This window comes from Rhizobium sp. 05L429, assembly GCF_056397645.1.
In genome coordinates this window covers 133,107-148,454 of the sequence record NZ_JBFTNV010000005.1, presented here as the reverse complement: position 1 = coordinate 148,454, position 15,348 = coordinate 133,107, and the positions used below count along the sequence as shown (strand labels likewise).

Annotated in this window: 14 protein-coding genes; 12 read left to right on the top strand and 2 right to left on the bottom strand. The window is 60.7% G+C overall.

What is annotated here, in order from left to right; genetic code table 11:
* Positions 1–4 precede the first annotated feature (4 nt).
* From sucC to AC1DNW_RS06880, 10 genes are all read left to right on the top strand, one after another.
* A complete protein-coding gene (gene sucC / locus AC1DNW_RS06925; protein WP_113308273.1) occupies positions 5–1,198 on the top strand; it encodes an ADP-forming succinate--CoA ligase subunit beta in 1,194 nt (397 codons plus the stop codon).
* A gap of 19 nt (positions 1,199–1,217) precedes the next feature.
* Entirely contained in the window at positions 1,218–2,120 is a 903-nt protein-coding gene (sucD, locus tag AC1DNW_RS06920; protein ID WP_003543511.1) for a succinate--CoA ligase subunit alpha, read from the top strand.
* A 168-nt stretch (positions 2,121–2,288) separates the two neighbouring features.
* Positions 2,289–5,273 (top strand): 2-oxoglutarate dehydrogenase E1 component, encoded by a 2,985-nt coding sequence (locus tag AC1DNW_RS06915; RefSeq protein ID WP_113308280.1) that lies wholly within the window; start codon positions 2,289–2,291, stop codon positions 5,271–5,273.
* A gap of 18 nt (positions 5,274–5,291) precedes the next feature.
* Positions 5,292–5,609: a YciI family protein gene (locus AC1DNW_RS06910; RefSeq protein ID WP_113308272.1), complete on the top strand. Its 318-nt coding sequence runs from the start codon at positions 5,292–5,294 to the stop codon at positions 5,607–5,609.
* 31 nt (positions 5,610–5,640) lie between these two features.
* Positions 5,641–6,903: a 2-oxoglutarate dehydrogenase complex dihydrolipoyllysine-residue succinyltransferase gene (odhB, locus tag AC1DNW_RS06905; protein ID WP_477852256.1), complete on the top strand. Its 1,263-nt coding sequence runs from the start codon at positions 5,641–5,643 to the stop codon at positions 6,901–6,903.
* A 15-nt stretch (positions 6,904–6,918) separates the two neighbouring features.
* A complete protein-coding gene (locus tag AC1DNW_RS06900) occupies positions 6,919–7,662 on the top strand; it encodes a DUF4241 domain-containing protein (RefSeq protein ID WP_113308270.1) in 744 nt (247 codons plus the stop codon).
* Between the two features lie 14 nt (positions 7,663–7,676).
* Positions 7,677–8,183, top strand: a complete 507-nt coding sequence (locus AC1DNW_RS06895) for a hypothetical protein (protein WP_477833790.1) — start codon at positions 7,677–7,679, stop codon at positions 8,181–8,183.
* On the top strand, positions 8,180–8,932 hold the full coding sequence (locus AC1DNW_RS06890) for an SDR family oxidoreductase (RefSeq protein WP_113308268.1): 753 nt from the start codon (positions 8,180–8,182) through the stop codon (positions 8,930–8,932). Before AC1DNW_RS06895 ends, AC1DNW_RS06890 begins: the two co-directional genes overlap by 4 nt.
* Before the next feature lie 24 nt (positions 8,933–8,956).
* Positions 8,957–10,360, top strand: a complete 1,404-nt coding sequence (lpdA, locus tag AC1DNW_RS06885; RefSeq protein ID WP_477852255.1) for a dihydrolipoyl dehydrogenase — start codon at positions 8,957–8,959, stop codon at positions 10,358–10,360.
* Positions 10,361–10,462: 102 nt separating this feature from the next.
* Positions 10,463–10,963, top strand: coding sequence for a cytochrome b/b6 domain-containing protein (locus AC1DNW_RS06880; protein WP_113299160.1), 501 nt, complete (start codon positions 10,463–10,465; stop codon positions 10,961–10,963).
* Positions 10,964–10,976: 13 nt separating this feature from the next.
* Here the strand turns inward: AC1DNW_RS06880 and AC1DNW_RS06875 are convergent, their stop codons facing one another.
* Positions 10,977–12,053, bottom strand: coding sequence for a TraB/GumN family protein (locus AC1DNW_RS06875; protein WP_113308266.1), 1,077 nt, complete (start codon positions 12,051–12,053; stop codon positions 10,977–10,979).
* Positions 12,054–12,140: 87 nt separating this feature from the next.
* Positions 12,141–13,076, bottom strand: a complete 936-nt coding sequence (locus AC1DNW_RS06870) for a tyrosine recombinase XerC (RefSeq protein WP_477852253.1) — start codon at positions 13,074–13,076, stop codon at positions 12,141–12,143.
* Positions 13,077–13,220: 144 nt separating this feature from the next.
* Between AC1DNW_RS06870 and AC1DNW_RS06865 the strand changes: the two genes are divergently transcribed.
* Together AC1DNW_RS06865 and AC1DNW_RS06860 are read left to right on the top strand one after the other, a co-directional pair.
* A complete protein-coding gene (locus AC1DNW_RS06865) occupies positions 13,221–14,165 on the top strand; it encodes a GNAT family N-acetyltransferase (protein WP_113308264.1) in 945 nt (314 codons plus the stop codon).
* A gap of 25 nt (positions 14,166–14,190) precedes the next feature.
* Positions 14,191–15,339 (top strand): AAA family ATPase, encoded by a 1,149-nt coding sequence (locus AC1DNW_RS06860; RefSeq protein ID WP_113308263.1) that lies wholly within the window; start codon positions 14,191–14,193, stop codon positions 15,337–15,339.
* Positions 15,340–15,348 lie beyond the last annotated feature (9 nt).

Sequence of the window (15,348 nt, the reverse complement as noted above, 5' to 3'; positions counted from 1 at the left end):
ACCCATGAACATTCATGAATATCAGGCCAAGGCTCTGCTGAAGGGCTATGGCGCGCCGGTCGCGGAGGGCGTGGCTATCCTCAAGGTTGAGGAAGCCGAGGCTGCCGCCAAGTCGCTTCCCGGTCCGCTTTATGTCGTCAAGAGCCAGATCCATGCCGGCGGCCGCGGCAAGGGCAAATTCAAGGAGCTCGGCCCCGATTCCAAGGGCGGCGTTCGTCTCGCCAAGTCGATCGACGAAGTCGTTGCGCATGCCAAGGAAATGCTCGGCAACACGCTGGTGACCGCACAGACCGGCGAAGCCGGCAAGCAGGTCAACCGCCTCTATATCGAAGACGGTGCCGACATCGCTCGCGAGCTCTATTGCTCGCTGCTGGTCGACCGTTCGGTCGGTCGTGTGGCTTTCGTGGTTTCCACCGAAGGCGGCATGGACATTGAAGCTGTCGCCCACGATACGCCTGAGAAGATCCATACGATCGCCATCGATCCGGAAGCCGGCGTGACGGCTGCCGACGTTGCCGCGATCTCCAAGGCACTGCAGCTCGACGGCGCTGCCGCCGAAGACGCCAAGACGCTTTTCCCGGCGCTCTACAAGGCTTTCGGTGAAAAGGACATGGCTCTCCTCGAGGTCAATCCACTGATCGTCATGAAGGATGGCCACCTGCGCGTCCTTGACGCCAAGATGTCTTTCGATGGCAACGCTCTTTTCCGTCACGATGACGTCAAGACGCTTCGCGACGAGACGGAAGAAGATGCCAAGGAAATCGAGGCCTCCAAGTGGGACCTCGCCTATGTGGCGCTCGACGGCAACATCGGCTGCATGGTCAACGGTGCCGGTCTCGCCATGGCGACGATGGACATCATCAAGCTTTACGGCAAGGAGCCGGCAAACTTCTGCGACGTCGGCGGCGGTGCCGGCAAGGAGAAGGTTGCTGCAGCCTTCAAGATCATCACCGCTGACCCCAAGGTCGAAGGCATTCTCGTCAACATCTTCGGCGGCATCATGAAGTGCGATGTCATTGCCGAGGGCGTCATTGCCGCGGTCAAGGAAGTCGGTCTCAAGGTTCCGCTCGTCGTGCGCCTTGAAGGCACCAATGTCGAGCTCGGCAAGAAGATCCTGAACGAGTCGGGTCTGGCCATTACGGCGGCTGACGACCTGGACGATGCGGCCAAGAAGATCGTCGCGGCGATCAACGGCTAATTTTGAAGGATCTGAAAGAATGTCTATTCTCGTCAATAAAGACACCAAGATCCTCGTTCAGGGTCTGACCGGCAAGACCGGCACGTTCCACACCGAACAGGCGCTTGCTTACTACGGCACGCAGATGGTCGGCGGTATCCACCCGAAGAAGGGTGGAGAAACCTGGACCGGCTCGAAGGGCGAAAGCCTGCCGATCTTCGCAACCGTTGCCGAAGGCAAGGAAAAGACCGGCGCCGACGCGTCCGTCATCTATGTTCCGCCGGCAGGTGCAGCTGATGCGATCATCGAAGCGATCGACGCCGAGATCCCGTTCATCACCTGCATTACTGAAGGTATCCCGGTCCTGGACATGGTGCGCGTCAAGGCTCGCCTCGAGCGCTCCAAGTCGCGCCTGCTCGGACCGAACTGCCCGGGCATCATGACGCCGGAAGAATGCAAGATCGGCATCATGCCGGGCTCGATCTTCCGCAAGGGTTCGGTCGGGATCGTTTCCCGTTCGGGCACGCTGACCTACGAAGCCGTTTTCCAGACCTCCAATGAAGGTCTCGGCCAGACGACTGCTGTCGGTATCGGCGGCGACCCGGTCAAGGGCACCGAGTTCATCGACGTGCTCGAAATGTTCCTGGCCGACGAAGCCACGACCTCGATCATCATGATCGGCGAAATCGGCGGTGCGGCTGAAGAAGACGCAGCCCAGTTCCTCAAGGACGAAGCCAAGAAGGGCCGCAAGAAGCCGATGGCCGGCTTCATCGCGGGCCGCACGGCGCCGAAGGGCCGCACCATGGGCCATGCCGGTGCTGTGGTTTCCGGCGGCAAGGGCGACGCGGAATCGAAGATCGCGGCGATGGAATCGGCGGGCATCAAGGTGTCTCCGTCTCCGGCCCGCCTCGGCAAGACGCTGGTTGAAGTCCTCAAGGGCTAAGCCAACTTACATACCCGGACGGAAGAAGGCATTCCGGCTTCCGTCCGGCTCTCCATTTGCGAAATACGGATGCGCCGCGGACAGGCGGCAATCGAAATGCGGCAGCCGGCGATGAAGCCGGCAAATTCATCTAAGTCAGGAGGCGGGCGGAAGCGTCCGCGTAACACCATGGCACGGCAAGAAGCCAACGAGCAATTTCAGATCACCTCGTTTCTGGATGGCGCCAACGCTGCCTATATCGAGCAGCTCTACGCCCGTTATGAAGACGATCCCAACTCGGTCGACGATCAGTGGCGGTCCTTCTTCAAGGCGCTGGAAGAGGATCCTGCTGATGTGAAGAAGGCGGCCAAGGGGGCTTCCTGGCGCAAGAAAAACTGGCCGCTTCAGGCAAGCGGCGATCTCGTCTCGGCGCTCGACGGTGACTGGGGCATCGTCGAAAAGGTCATCGAGACCAAGGTAAAGGCGAAGGCCGAAGCCGCTGGTCAGCCGGCAGGCGCAGCCGACGTGCTGCAGGCGACGCGCGATTCCGTCCGCGCCATCATGATGATCCGTGCCTATCGCATGCGCGGCCACCTGCACGCCAAGCTCGATCCACTCGGCATCGCCGCTCCGGTCGAAGACTATCACGAGCTTTCGCCCGAGAATTACGGCTTCACGGCTGCCGACTACGATCGCAAGATCTTCATCGACAACGTGCTCGGCCTTGAATATGCGACCCTGCGCGAGATGATCGAGATCCTTGAGCGCACCTATTGCTCGACGCTCGGCGTCGAATTCATGCACATCTCCAATCCGGAAGAGAAGGCCTGGATCCAGGAACGTATCGAAGGTCCGGACAAGGGCGTTGCCTTCTCGCCTGAAGGCAAGAAGGCTATCCTCGCCAAGCTCGTCGAAGCCGAAGGCTACGAGCAGTTCCTCGACGTCAAGTTCAAGGGCACCAAGCGCTTCGGCCTCGACGGCGGTGAATCGCTGATCCCGGCACTCGAACAGATCCTCAAGCGCGGCGGTCATCTCGGCCTCAAGGAAGCCGTGTTCGGCATGGCCCATCGCGGTCGCCTGAACGTGCTTTCCCAGGTCATGGGCAAGCCGCACCGTGCCATCTTCCACGAGTTCAAGGGCGGCTCCTACGCGCCTGACGAAGTCGAAGGTTCGGGCGACGTGAAATACCATCTCGGTGCTTCCTCGGACCGCGAATTCGACGGCAACAAGGTGCACGTCTCGCTGACGGCGAACCCCTCACATCTCGAAATCGTCGACCCTGTCGTCATGGGCAAAGTTCGCGCCAAGCAGGACATGAGTGCAGCCGTCTGGGACGGTGACATCATCCCGCTGTCGGAACGCTCCAAGGTTCTGCCGCTTCTGATCCACGGCGACGCGGCCTTTGCCGGCCAGGGTGTCATTGCCGAAATCCTCGGCCTGTCCGGTCTGCGCGGTCATCGCGTTGCCGGCACCATGCATGTCATCATCAACAACCAGATCGGCTTCACCACGAACCCGGCCTTTTCACGCTCGTCGCCCTATCCGTCCGACGTCGCCAAGATGATCGAAGCACCGATCCTGCACGTCAACGGCGACGATCCGGAAGCCGTGGTCTATGGGGCGAAGATCGCGATGGAATTTCGCATGAAGTTCCACAAGCCTGTCGTGCTCGACATGTTCTGCTACCGCCGCTACGGCCATAATGAAGGCGACGAGCCGTCCTTCACGCAGCCGAAGATGTACAAGGTCATTCGTGGTCACAAGACGGTCCTGCAGCTCTATGCTGACCGTCTCGTTCGCGAAAGCCTGCTGACCGACGGCGAAGTCGAAAAGATGAAGGCCGACTGGCGCGCCCATCTCGAGCAGGAGTTCGAGGCTGGCCAGCACTACAAGCCGAACAAGGCCGACTGGCTGGACGGTGAATGGTCCGGCCTGCGCACGGCCGACAATGCCGACGAACAGCGGCGCGGCAAGACCGCCGTACCGATGAAGACGCTCAAGGATATCGGCCGCAAGCTGTCGGAAATTCCTGCGGGCTTCAATGCGCACCGCACGATCCAGCGCTTCATGGAAAACCGCGCCAACATGATCCAGAGCGGCGAAGGCCTCGACTGGGCGATGGCCGAGGCGCTGGCTTTCGGTGCGCTCGTCGTAGAGGGCCACAAGATCCGTCTGTCCGGTCAGGATTGCGAACGCGGCACCTTCTCGCAGCGTCATTCGGTTCTCTACGATCAGGAAACGGAAGAGCGCTACATTCCGCTGGCAAACCTGTCGCCGACGCAGGGCCGTTACGAAGTCATCAACTCGATGCTTTCGGAAGAGGCCGTTCTCGGCTTCGAATACGGCTACTCACTGGCTCGCCCGAATGCGCTGACGCTCTGGGAAGCCCAGTTCGGCGACTTCGCAAACGGTGCGCAGGTCGTTTTCGACCAGTTCATCTCGTCTGGCGAACGCAAGTGGCTGCGCATGTCGGGCCTCGTCTGCCTTTTGCCGCACGGTTATGAAGGCCAGGGTCCGGAACACTCGTCGGCCCGTCTGGAGCGCTATCTCCAGCTTTGCGCGGAAGACAACATGCAGGTCGCCAACGTCACGACGCCGGCGAATTACTTCCATATCCTGCGCCGCCAGCTGAAGCGTGACTTCCGCAAGCCGCTGGTCCTGATGACACCGAAGTCGCTGCTGCGTCACAAGCGCGCTGTCTCGACGCTTGCCGAAATGGCCGGCGAATCCTCCTTCCATCGTCTCCTGTGGGACGATGCGGAGGTCATCAAGGACGGCCCGATCAAGCTGCAGAAGGATGCCAAGATCCGTCGCGTCGTCATCTGCACCGGCAAGGTCTATTACGACCTGCTGGAAGAGCGCGAAAAGCGCGGCATCGACGATATCTACCTGCTGCGCATCGAACAGCTCTATCCGTTCCCGGCCAAGGCACTCATCAACGAGCTGTCCCGCTTCCGCAACGCCGAGATGGTCTGGTGCCAGGAAGAGCCGAAGAACATGGGTGCATGGTCGTTCATCGACCCGTATCTGGAATGGGTGCTCGCCCATATCGATGCGAAGTACCAGCGCGTTCGCTACACGGGACGCCCGGCCGCCGCTTCGCCGGCAACGGGCCTGATGTCCAAGCACCTGTCGCAGCTCGCCGCGTTCCTTGAGGATGCGCTGGGCGGCTAACAAAAGGAGGGGAGCGCGATGGCATATTTCTTCATGAGACTTGTGCCGCCGCGCCCCACATTCCCGCATGACGGGACCGGGGAGGAAATGGCGGCGATGAAGCGCCATGCCGAATACTGGCACCAGAACGCTCTTGCAGGATCGGCGATTGCCGTCGGTCCTGTCTTCGAGGGTGAAGGGGCTTTCGGCGTCGCCATCGTCGAGGTTGCGGATCAGGCGGCGGCGAAGGCCCTTGCCGATGCGGACCCGATCGTCACTTCCGGCTTCGGTTTTCGTTTCGATGTCTTGCCAATGCCCTCAGTCATTCTCCGGCAGCAGGCCGGGTCCGCCGTCTAACACGATAACAAGCACAATCAGGATTTGAACAATGGCCACAGAAATCCGCGTTCCAACACTCGGTGAATCCGTCAGCGAGGCAACCGTCGGCACCTGGTTCAAGAAGGTCGGCGACGTCATCAAGGCCGACGAGCCGATTCTCGAGCTTGAAACCGACAAGGTGACCATCGAAGTTCCGGCTCCGGCTTCCGGCACGCTTTCGGAAATCGTCGCCCAGGCTGGCGAGACGGTTGGTCTCGGCGCCCTTCTCGGCCAGATCGCCGAAGGTGCAGGTGCCGCTGCTGCTCCTGCTGCCGCTGCCCCGGCAGCAGCGCCTGCCGCTCCGGCTCCGACGCCTGCTGCTCCTGCCGCACCGGCTGCTGCCGTTGCCGCAGCTGCTTCGAGCGCTTCCGTATCCTCCATGCCGCCGGCTCCGGCCGCGGCAAAGATGCTGGCGGAAAACAATCTCTCGGCTGATCAGGTCGATGGCAGCGGCAAGCGTGGCCAGGTCCTGAAGGGCGATGTCATCGCTGCCGTCGCCAAGGCTGCAACGGCTCCGGCCGCGGCCCCGGCTGCCCCTGCTGCGCCGCGCGGCCCTTCGACGGTCGAAGATGCCGGCCGCGAAGAGCGTGTGAAGATGACGCGCCTGCGCCAGACGATCGCCAAGCGCCTCAAGGATGCACAGAACACGGCTGCCATGCTGACCACCTACAACGAGGTGGACATGAAGGCCGTCATGGATCTGCGCAACAAGTACAAGGATGTCTTCGAGAAGAAGCATGGCGTGAAGCTCGGCTTCATGGGCTTCTTCACCAAAGCCGTGACGCATGCGCTGAAGGAACTGCCGGCTGTCAACGCCGAGATCGACGGCACTGACCTCATCTACAAGAACTACTGCCATGTCGGCATGGCCGTCGGTACCGACAAGGGCCTCGTCGTTCCCGTCATCCGCGACGCCGACCAGATGTCGATCGCTGAGATCGAGAAGGAACTCGGCCGTCTCGCCAAGGCTGCCCGTGATGGCTCGCTCTCCATGGCCGAGATGCAGGGCGGCACCTTCACCATCACCAACGGTGGTGTCTATGGTTCGCTGATGTCTTCGCCGATCCTGAACGCACCGCAGTCGGGCATTCTCGGCATGCACAAGATCCAGGAGCGTCCCGTCGCCATCGGCGGTCAGGTCGTCATCCGCCCGATGATGTATCTGGCGCTCTCCTACGACCACCGTATCGTCGACGGCAAGGAAGCGGTCACCTTCCTCGTCCGCGTCAAGGAAAGCCTGGAAGATCCGGAACGTCTGGTTCTGGACCTCTAAGCGGAGCGTTCTGCGATGCGAGACCGGATCATGCGAGCGGCGGGCGCAGTATTCTGCGCCACGGTTGCCTTCGTGCCGGTCTCGACTCTCGCCTTCGATGTGAACAAGGCGAGCAGCAATTTCGACTTCGTATCGCTTGATGATGCGCAGCTTTCCGCACGCTCGATCAAGATTATCGACATGGGCAATGTCGAGCTGACCTCGGGCCGTATCGTTGCCGCAGATCCACTGGCACAGCCGGATCGGCCGGCATTGGCGAAAACGGTTCCTGTCGGCGATTATCCGGTGCGGCTCTATGAGGCTTTCGGTCGGGTTGCGGCGGCAAGCATGCGCTTTGCCGAAGGCAAGCCCGATCACTGGGAGCTTGCGACTTTGCCGGGTCAGGATGTGGGAACGCTGAAGGATGACGAGATCTTCGGTTATCCCGTCGATGCCGGCCTTGGCAGCTACATGGATGCCGACACGCTCGTGCTGATCGGACAACGCGAGCAGCAGGTGCAGGCTCAGAAGCCGGGTTCTGACGTCAATTATTACGACGACGTAGTCGCCTCCGAACTCGATGCCAGCAAGGGTGTCTATGCCCTGCACCGGCCGATGGAAGGCAAGAAGGGCAATGTGGCAATGTTCTGGAGCGGCTGGGGCGACGGCTTCTATCCGGCGTTCTGGGGCCTGGCCAAGGACGGACGTCCGCTGGTGCTGCTGACGGATTTCCAGGTCGCCGAGAACGCTGACGGACGCAGAGAGCCGAACCATCAATGAGCGGAGCAGGGCACATGCTGACTAAAGGTATAGTCGCGATGATGATCGCCGTGCTTTCCTGCGCGCCGGCTTCGGCTATTGCCGCTGAGTGCAAGCAGGGCAAGGCGATCTACGCCGATCGCGACGGTGCCTATGAGCTGCGCTTTTCACCGATTGCGTCTGAAGCTGTGACGTCAAGCCACCGGTTCAAGCTCAGTGCGCTCAAGACCTCAGTCGTCATGGATGGCTATGTCATGTCCTCCGACGATCCGGAGCGGACCATGGGCATGGTGTTGTTCAACTGCCCGGATGGCGACGTCACGGGTGCCGATCTCGATGCCTGCACGGTCTGGCAGGGCTTCGTCTATCGCGCAACTGCCGATGGCGGGCTCGACAATCTGCAGTCCGGCGACAGCTCGGCAGCGGGAAAGATTGTCTTTCCCGGCCTTGGCCCGGCGATCCGCCAATCTTCTGCCTGGGGTGACGGCAAGGCCAAGGTCGCGCCTTGGGATGTTCTCGATTTCAAGGGATGCGCACAATGACTGACGGTCCCGTTTTGCTCGTTACCGGCGGCAGCCGCGGTATCGGTGCCGCCGCTTGCTTGGTTGCTGCGCGTCAGGGCTGGCGGATTGCGGTGAACTACGCCTCGAACGAGGCGGCGGCAAGCGCCGTGGTTTCGGAGATCAAGACGGCCGGCGGAGACGCAATCGCAATCAAGGGCGATGTCGGTAATGCCACGGATATCCTGTCGATGTTCGAAGCGGTCGACCGCCATTTCGGGCGGCTGGACGGACTGGTGAACAATGCCGGTGTCGTCGATTATATCGCCCGCGTCGATGAGATGACCGCCGAGCGCCTTGAGCGAATGATGCGGATCAATGTGACTGGTTCCATCCTCTGCGCCGGTCAGGCGGTGCGGCGCATGTCGACGAAGCATGGTGGCCGGGGTGGCGGGATCGTCAATATCTCCTCCATGGCTGCGGTGATCGGCGGGCCGGAGCAATATGTCGATTATGCCGCGTCCAAGGCTGCCATCGACACCTTCACGATCGGGCTTTCCAAGGAAGTTGCCGATGAGGGCATCAGGGTGAATGCGATTCGGCCCGGCATCATCGAAACGGATATCCATGCTACCGGCGGCCAGCCGGACAAGCCGAAAGAAATGGCTTCATCGATCCCGATGAAGCGAACCGGACAGGTGGAGGAGGTGGCCGATGCGATCGTCTATCTGCTTTCCCCTTCGGCCTCCTACATAACAGGCGCGATCCTCAATGTGAGCGGCGGGCGCTAGTCAATAACGCAAAGGGAAAAAGCAATGTCCTATGATGTGATTGTTATCGGAACCGGCCCTGGCGGCTATGTCGCGGCAATCAAGGCTGCCCAGCTCGGCCTGAAGGTGGCCGTCGTCGAGAAGCGCGCGACCTATGGCGGCACCTGCCTGAATGTCGGCTGCATCCCCTCCAAGGCGCTGCTGCATGCTTCCGAAATGTTCCATGCAACGCATCACATGGAAGAACTCGGCATCGAAGTCGCCGCTCCCAAGCTCAATCTCGAAAAGATGCTGGCGCACAAGGATGCGACGGTAAAGTCCAACGTCGATGGCGTTGCCTTCCTGTTCAAGAAGAACAAGATCGACACCTTCCATGGCACCGGCAAGATCGTCTCCGCCGGCAAGGTCTCTGTGGCCGCCGAAGACGGCACGGTTCAGGAAATCGAAGGCAAGAACATCGTCATCGCCACGGGTTCCGACGTTGCCGGCATTCCGGGCGTCAAGGTCGATATCGACGAAAAGATCATCGTATCCTCCACCGGCGCCATTGCGCTGGAAAAGGTGCCGGAGACCATGATCGTCGTCGGTGGCGGCGTCATCGGCCTCGAGCTCGGCTCGGTCTGGTCGCGCCTCGGCGCAAGGGTTACCGTCGTCGAATATCTCGACAAGATTCTCGGTGCGATGGATGGCGATGTTTCCAAGCAGTTCCAGCGCATGCTGGGCAAGCAGGGTATCGACATCAAACTGAGCTCCAAGGTGACGGGCGTCGAAAAGGGTGACAAGGGCGCCAAGGTGACTTTCGAGCCGGTGGCCGGTGGTTCTACCCAGACGCTCGAAGCCGATGTCGTTCTGATCTCCACTGGCCGCATTCCCTACACGGCAGGCCTCGGTCTGGAAGAAGCAGGCGTCAAGCTCGACAATCGTGGTCGCGTCGAAATCGACGGTCACTTCAAGACCAATGTCGAGGGCATTTATGCGATCGGCGACGTCGTGCAGGGACCGATGCTGGCGCACAAGGCCGAAGACGAGGGTGTCGCGCTTGCCGAAATCCTCGCCGGCCAGCACGGCCATGTGAATTACGACGTCATCCCGAGCGTCGTTTACACGCAGCCGGAAGTCGCTTCCGTCGGCAAGACCGAGGAAGAGCTGAAGGCTGCAGGCGTCGCCTACAAGGTCGGCAAGTTCCCGTTCTCGGCCAACGGTCGCGCCCGCGCCATGCTGGCGACGGACGGCTTCGTCAAGATCCTCTCCGATAATGAAACCGACCGCGTGCTCGGTGGCCATATCGTTGGCTTCGGTGCCGGCGAGATGATCCACGAGATCGCCGTGCTGATGGAATTCGGCGGCTCTGCAGAAGATCTCGGCCGCACCTGCCACGCGCATCCGACCATGTCGGAAGCCGTGAAGGAGGCAGCACTCGCCGCGTTCTTCAAGCCGATCCATCTGTAAGATTAAATATCAGCAATCATTCATAATGCCGCTTGCCTTCGGGCAGGCGGCGTTTTTATTTGGTAGGCAAGTTTCGCTAACTATTTGACGAAAGCCAAGAAAATGAATGATCGCGTCGTTGTCGGCTACAGCCTCTCCCAGCGTTTCCTTCACTGGGCGACCGTGCTCCTGGTCCTCTTCAATCTTCTTTTGCCTGACGGCATGAATGCCTGGTACCGGCTTGTCCGTCATGGCGGCACGCCATCGCCGGAACAGATCGCTTCGGCCAATATCCACGCCTATGTCGGTATCGCAATCCTGCTCGTGACGATCCTCAGGCTCGGTCTGCGCTTCGTGAAGGGCGTACCGCCTGAATCCGCAGACGAGCCGGCAATTTTTCGGCTTGCCGCGCGGCTCGCGCATACAAGCCTTTATCTGCTGCTGCTCGCCCTGCCGGCGTCAGGCATCGCGGCATATTATTTCGGTGCGGAAGCGCTGGGATCGCTGCATGCTGACGTCCTGAAGCTGATCCTCTGGATCGTCATTGCTGCCCATGTCTTCGGCGCGCTGGTTCACCAGTTTTACTGGAAGACCGATGTCTTGCGGCGGATGACAATCGGTTAAAGGCTCTAGCAGGTCAGTTCACCGCTGTGACGGTGAAGCCCTGCTGGCGCAGCAGTTCGATAACCCCGTCCTTGCCCGGCAGATGCAGGGCGCCGACAGCCATGAAGACGTTGCCGTTGGCGAGGATGGGTGCGACGCGTTCGGCCATCACCTTGTTGCGATCAAGAATGACGCGCTGTTCGAAGGCAGCGTAATCGCTGTCCTCATCGCTGCCTTCGGGCGAGACGGTCTTCAACATCGGCATTGTCATGCCGATATCGCCGGAGAGATAGATGTCGGTCATGGTCTCGACGACGTCGTTCATCTTGGCTCCGAGCTCGAGTGTCTCGATCAGCGACTTCAGATGAAATGCGACCGGCAGCTCGGCCATGGCCTGCAGCTGTTCGGCCAGGGTTTCCAGCCCCTTGACCTGCTTGCCTTCGGCAGCCGCATCGGCGGCGATCTTCTGGTCGAGGAACTGCACGCCCTTCGCCTTGCGGGCGATCTCGCAGGCAGGAAGTGCCACGACGCTTGAAATCATCCAGGGCCGCATGCGGGAAACGGCCGAGAGCGGAATGCCGCGTTGCTTCAACCCGGCTTCGAGGCGGGTGTAATCTTCAGGGGAAAGAAGCTTTTCGATGGTGGTGCCGTCCGTGAACATCATCAGGTCGGGCTTCATCAGAAGGGCTGCGGTCGCCTTCTTCTCGTCGAGGATCTCGTCGGATTCGATCACGATCGTATCGGCGTCGTCATGGGCTTCCTGGGCACGTGGCGGCAGGTTCAACACGCGCGGATCGGTGACATGCATGGTGCCGAGCAGCCATGATGGCTTCAGGCCCGACTTCTCGATCTTCCAGAAAATGCCTTTGCCGTTCGGCGTGGCATCCGCTTCCTTGACGGCTTCGGCATAACGGGCGGGATCGTTCTGCTGCAACTCGGTAAGCAGGTTCTTTCCGGTGCAGCTATCCTCGGCAGCATCGGCTGGCGTCACGGAAAAGATGACAGCGAGCAGTGCGGCGGCAAGCAGCATGTGAAACGCGGCGATCAGCCAGAGCAGGATACTGCCCGGCTGCGCGATATGGAAAGTCCGGTGGCCGATGGAGATCGTCATGATGGTAATCCGGTCACATGTGCTTCAAGCCTCATGCTCTACGCCGGGCTTGCGCATATTCCTTTAAGAGACAGCGTTAACGAAGGCTTATGCGCGGGGATGCGCCCTATCATACACCTCCAGAAGCCTTGATGCATCGACGCCGGTATAGACTTGGGTGGTGGAGAGGCTGGCATGGCCGAGCAACTCCTGAATGGTGCGCAGGTCGCCGCCACCGGCAAGGAGATGGGTGGCGAAGGAGTGGCGCAGCGCATGCGGGGTCGCCGTCTCGGGCAAGCCGAAGGCGCTTCGCAGCTTTTGCATGGCGCGCTGAATGATGGCTGCCTGCAGCTTGCCGCCGCGGGCGCCGCGAAACAGCGGCTCGCCTTCGTCAAGATGAAGGGGGCAGAGCTGCTGGTATTTCTCGATGGCTTCGAAAACGATGGGCAACAGCGGCACAAGGCGCGTCTTGTTGCCCTTGCCGGTGATGCGCAGCGTGGTGGCGCCGGTTCGGACATCTGTCGGCGTCAGGTCGAGCGCCTCGGAAATACGCAGGCCGCAGCCATAAAGCAGCGTCATGACGGCGGCATCGCGCGCGGCAATCCACGGCTCGTCATGGAGCTGGGCGTCGCTGCTGACAACGTTGATGGCCTGTTTGTCGGAGAGCGGCTTGGGAAGGGATTTCGGCTGCTTCGGTGACCGCACGGCGCCGGCGCCTGCCGCATTCACAAGTCCCTTCTTTTCAAGGTGACGCAGAAAGGAGCGTATGCCGGCGAGATTGCGGGCTACCGAGCGAGCACCGGAGCCCTCCTTGCGGCGGGCGGCCAGAAAGGCGCGGAAGTCTGCCGCGCGCAGCGTTTCGACATCGCGCAGCGTCGTCGGGCCACCGAGATGGCCGGTCATGAAGGTCAGGAACTGGCGTGTGTCGCGCTCATAGGCATCAAGCGTATGCGCAGAGAGACGGCGCTCCCGGGCGAGGTTTTCGAGCCAGGCGCTGCGTTCGGTCATCAGGTGCGGGTCGGCAATGATCAGGAGTTCATTCACGGGCTTCGGCTCTTGAATTTGCTTTCGATGACGCCAATTTTGAAGCAGTGGCGTTATGGAATTGCTAATGCTTGCCAAGCCCTTGTCATGTATCGATCATAATTCATTGAGATAGCTTATCGCTCCCTTAAGACAGGAATTTTCATGGCACGGCGCGATTCCATGACGGCCTTTGGACAACTCGCGGAAGCGATTGCCCTGGTTTCACACGGAAAGCCCGGCCATATCGTCGATACGTTGATTGCCGAGCGCGGACAGAAGATCGTCCGCCATCCTCTTTGGCCACTCATGCGGCCGTTTCTCTACACGCTGCTGCGCTACAATAAGGCGATCGAATTCGCCAATGACGTCGCCAACATGCCGGGCTTCCAGTCGTTCGAATATATGAGCAATCTGCTGAAGCTTGATATCGGCGTTACCAATGCCGAGCGCATTCCGGCATCCGGCGGTTTCATTCTCGTTAGCAATCATCCGACCGGCATTGCCGATGGCGTGGCCGTTTTCGATCTTTTGAACACGCGCCGCCCGGATATGATGTTCTTCGCCAACCGCGATGCGGTGCGCGTCAATCCGCGCTTTGCGGAAATGATCATACCGGTCGAATGGCGAGAGGAATTCAAGAGCAAGCTCAAGGCGCGCGAGACGCTGCAGCTTACCAATCATGCGGTGAAGGAGGGCAAGGCGACCGTGCTTTTCCCTTCGGGCCGTATCGCCTATTGGGCGAACGGACGGCTGAACGAGCGGCCGTGGAAAACGTCTGCCGTCGGCCTTGCCCGCAAATACGGCCTGCCGATCCTGCCCGTTCACATGACGGCGCGCAATTCCGGGCTTTTCTACTGGTTTGCCAAATGGTCGACGGAACTGCGCGACATGACTGTCTTCTATGAACTTCTGAACAAGAAGGGCGACCGCTTCGATTTCGTCATCGGCAATCTCATTCCCGCAGAAGAACTCGACGGCGATCTGAACGAGGTGACGAAGGCGCTGGAAAAGCATACGGTCTATGACATGGCGACCGATGGGGACTCACGCTTCGTACCCGTATCCCGGCAACTATCGCCGGAGCGCGTTGCGGCCCATTCTTTTTAACGTTGCTTTGCGCTAAAGCGGAAGCATGCGTCTTCGCTCCATGTTTGCCAAGAATTATCGGTCACTGCGCTCGATCCGCATGGATCTGGCGGATACGACGCTGTTTCTCGGCGAGAACGGCGCCGGCAAGTCCAATCTCTATCGTGCCCTACAGCTTGTGCAGGCGGCGGTTCGCGGGCGGCTGGCTTATGAGCTTGCGGCTGAAGGCGGCATGCTCTCGGCCCTCTGGTCCGGCACGCGTCCCAAGTCCGACGGACCTGCGCGCATCCGCCTGGAAGTCGAGATCATCGACGAGGAGCGGGCCGTCACATTCCGATATCATGTCGAGGCCGGGCTGCGCCCGTCGGAGGCGGCTGCGGGTTTCGCGCTGGGACCGCAGATCAAGGCCGAGGAGCTTTCCGTCGAAACCGGCCGCCGCGCGGTGACGATGATGAAGCGCGCCGGCCCCGGCATCTCCGTCCGCGATGGTACGGGACGGATGCAGGATTATCCGGACGAGGCGCTGACATCGGAAACTGCGATTGCGCTCCTCGGGGATGCCGGCCATTTTCCCGAAGTTGCCGCCTTTCGCCGCATCGTCAACAACTGGCGCTTCTTCCACGGATTTCGCACGGACAGGGCTTCTCCGCTTCGCCATCCATGCCTTGCCGTCACCAGCCCCATGCTGGACGAGGATGGGGCCAATCTCGCCGCCGTCTTTGCGACGATTGCCCATACGCGGCAGGATACGGTCGAGCTTGATCGCATCCTGGCATCGGCGCTCGGCGGTGCAAGGCTCGTCGTGCCGGAACCGGGCGAGGCGGCGGAATTCGGTTTGATGCTTCCGGATTTCCCGCACCGGGTCTTTCATCCGCGCGAACTGTCTGACGGGCAGATTCGCTTCCTCGGCCTTGCCGCTGCACTGCTCTCTTATCGGCTGCCGGCGCTCATTGCCTTGAATGAGCCTGAGGCGAGCCTGCATCCCGATATGCTGGTGCCGCTCGCCGATATGATCGCGGAAGCGTCAAAGAGCAGCCAGGTCTGGATCGTCACCCACTCGGTGCAACTGGCCGATGCCGTGCGCGAACGCTGTGGCGTTCGTCCGCGAAAGGTCATCCGCGAGAATGGCGCCACCTGGATCGAAGGCATGCGACTGACGGGAACGATCGCCGGTGAAGACGATGATGACGCGTAGTCCTCATTG

Bases quoted from the DNA above. Each gene is read 5' to 3' on its own strand.
- sucC (WP_113308273.1), top strand. From the start codon at position 5: ATGAACATTCATGAATATCAGGCCAAGGCTCTGCTGAAGGGCTATGGC.
- sucD (WP_003543511.1), top strand. From the start codon at position 1,218: ATGTCTATTCTCGTCAATAAAGACACCAAGATCCTCGTTCAGGGTCTG.
- AC1DNW_RS06915 (WP_113308280.1), top strand. From the start codon at position 2,289: ATGGCACGGCAAGAAGCCAACGAGCAATTTCAGATCACCTCGTTTCTG.
- AC1DNW_RS06910 (WP_113308272.1), top strand. From the start codon at position 5,292: ATGGCATATTTCTTCATGAGACTTGTGCCGCCGCGCCCCACATTCCCG.
- odhB (WP_477852256.1), top strand. From the start codon at position 5,641: ATGGCCACAGAAATCCGCGTTCCAACACTCGGTGAATCCGTCAGCGAG.
- AC1DNW_RS06900 (WP_113308270.1), top strand. From the start codon at position 6,919: ATGCGAGACCGGATCATGCGAGCGGCGGGCGCAGTATTCTGCGCCACG.
- AC1DNW_RS06895 (WP_477833790.1), top strand. From the start codon at position 7,677: ATGCTGACTAAAGGTATAGTCGCGATGATGATCGCCGTGCTTTCCTGC.
- AC1DNW_RS06890 (WP_113308268.1), top strand. From the start codon at position 8,180: ATGACTGACGGTCCCGTTTTGCTCGTTACCGGCGGCAGCCGCGGTATC.
- lpdA (WP_477852255.1), top strand. From the start codon at position 8,957: ATGTCCTATGATGTGATTGTTATCGGAACCGGCCCTGGCGGCTATGTC.
- AC1DNW_RS06880 (WP_113299160.1), top strand. From the start codon at position 10,463: ATGAATGATCGCGTCGTTGTCGGCTACAGCCTCTCCCAGCGTTTCCTT.
- AC1DNW_RS06875 (WP_113308266.1), bottom strand. From the start codon at position 12,053: ATGACGATCTCCATCGGCCACCGGACTTTCCATATCGCGCAGCCGGGC.
- AC1DNW_RS06865 (WP_113308264.1), top strand. From the start codon at position 13,221: ATGGCACGGCGCGATTCCATGACGGCCTTTGGACAACTCGCGGAAGCG.
- AC1DNW_RS06860 (WP_113308263.1), top strand. From the start codon at position 14,191: ATGCGTCTTCGCTCCATGTTTGCCAAGAATTATCGGTCACTGCGCTCG.